At 54.8% G+C, this 2,177-nt stretch carries 2 protein-coding genes; both read right to left on the reverse strand.

Annotated elements, in window-relative coordinates; all coding sequences use genetic code 11:
* Positions 1–1,025 (reverse strand): lycopene cyclase family protein (locus tag V6D20_05070; protein ID HEY9815160.1); only part of this gene is annotated, 1,025 nt, incomplete at its 3' end.
* 65 nt (positions 1,026–1,090) lie between these two features.
* Positions 1,091–1,822 (reverse strand): Crp/Fnr family transcriptional regulator, encoded by a 732-nt coding sequence (locus V6D20_05075; GenBank protein ID HEY9815161.1) that lies wholly within the window; start codon positions 1,820–1,822, stop codon positions 1,091–1,093.
* Between the last annotated feature and the right edge of the window lie 355 nt (positions 1,823–2,177).

Genomic DNA, 2,177 nt, shown 5'->3' on the forward strand with positions numbered 1-2,177 from the left:
AGCAAGTTGCTGAGCCCAAAACGATACAGATAATATTTGCGCAAGCGTTCTGGCGACCATAATGCCTGCCAAGCTGCCCGCGCCGTATCCTGGGGAGAACTGGCACCATTGAGAGCCTGGGCGATCGCCTCGGCCAAGACCGGGCCACGGCGAAGGAGACTGCCCACCATATAGCCAGAGGCTGGATGTACCATGCTAGCCGCGCCGCCAAACCCAACCACGGGTTGATCCAAGAAGGGCATGGGCAAGTTCATGGGAAATAGGCAGCGTTCGGTGTGATGAACCTCGGTGACCGCTACGCCATGGTGGGCTAACCGTTGATGGAGGCGACGTTCTAGTTCCTCAAAGGCGATCGCTGGACTATGGGCCAAGGACGTTTCTTCAACAAAATAGACCCCATCGCCTAAATCCATGGCATAGAGGAAGGTAGGAGGCTGGGATCGCTCAGCGGCGGTGAGATGATCGGCACGATAGTCCATCAACACAAATTGCTGGGGACGAATAGGTGGCTTGGAGAAGCGGCCAACGATACCATAGGCTGCTTGGTAGGCAACATTGGCTAAGGGCGGCCGCTGCACCAAGGCAGGGCGATGGCCGCTGGCATCCACGACAATACGGGCGGTGAGTTGAGCACCGTCTTGGGTGGTGATGCAGGAGACGTCTGATTCATGGTCAATCTGAGCGGCGGTGCCTCGTTGCCAAACCACAGAGTGGCGATCGCAGCGATCGAGGAAATGACGTTGGAGTTTGGTCTTATTGATCAGTCCATAGTCACGGTTCAGTGCTGTGACCCTTGACCCTGTATAAACCACGCAGTCATGCCAGCGATGGCCCAACATATCAGCTAGCAACAGTGATTCAAGTTCATCGCACCAAATGCCGTAGGTGTTGGGCCAAGCAGCGGTCGGCTCAGCCTGGGTCAGCCCAATTACCCGCAAACCCCGGCTCCCCAGCTCGGCAGCCATGGATAATCCGGCGGGTCCAGCCCCTATCACCAAGGCATCTGCTACGTCACGATGTTCCACAGGCTCACCCATACTTGTCTTTATTACTCACCTTTTTTAGTCTACCGGTCGCGCCGTCAAGATATCTAGCGATCGCCCGATCGCTCTGAAGAGGTTGGCGACTCGGCCGCAACCTCCAGCACCTCATCTAGACGTTGCCAGTCCTGTACCCGAATCCGTCCACCCCGTTGATAGGTGACCACAGGATGCAGTTGCTTAAAGAGGCGCACACATTCTTCATAGGTGATGCCAATGCTGCGGGCAATTTGGTAGTGGGGCAGGGGCGATCGCAGTTCTTCTCCTTCCGCTAAGGTGACCGTGCCATAGTTGTTGGCAGCGTATTGCAAATAATGGACAAGCCGCACCACAGCCCGCTCAGACACCAGCCCGTGGACAGTATCATGAAGCTGCTGCAAGCGATGATTGAACATCATTAGCATGGTCAGCGGTACGTCTGGATGCTGGCGAAATAGGGTCAGCAATGCCTGGCGATCGATGGTGATCACTTGAGCTTCGGCGATCGCGGTGACATTTGCAGGGGCGACCTGATCGCCAAAAAGTGCTGGTGCAGCGAAGATATCACCAGGTGCAAGGGTGCGTAAAATGGTCTCCTTGCCACTGCTAGCCAGCTTTGCTACCCGAAGTTGGCCAACGCTAAGACTATAAAGCTGGGAGGGTAGGCGATCGCCCTCTTGCAAAACCACCTCCCCTGCTTGGTAGGACAGGAGACGGGTATGGGGTTGTAGATCGACTAGTTCATCCGTCTTAAGATTATAAAAGAGGGGAAGCTGGGCGAGTTGATCTAGGGAAACGACCATGGGCAATTAGGGCTCTACACCATCATTCAACGCCCATTGAACCGTTGTCCGCAAGGTTTGGCGGTTGCGCCTGCCATTCGCGCAAGCGGCATGGTGGCGAGATATCTGAAATGCTGATGTCTGTCCAAGTGTTGCTGAATCAGAATATCAACCTCTGCATGCCTTAACCATAGCGCAAGTTCGGTATTGCTCCATAGCAGGGCGTTGCAGAATGAGGTTAGAAAATCGAAATGGGAGCAAGATGCTCCCACATGCAACTCATGCCCAATCAAGGTAGAGCGTCTCGCTCACAGGTCATGAGCGCAGATCCTATAGCGATTCCGCAACGTCAATAGCAGCATGATTCTGCAAAGCC

This window comes from Candidatus Obscuribacterales bacterium, assembly GCA_036703605.1.
In the GTDB taxonomy this organism is placed as follows: domain Bacteria; phylum Cyanobacteriota; class Cyanobacteriia; order RECH01; family RECH01; genus RECH01.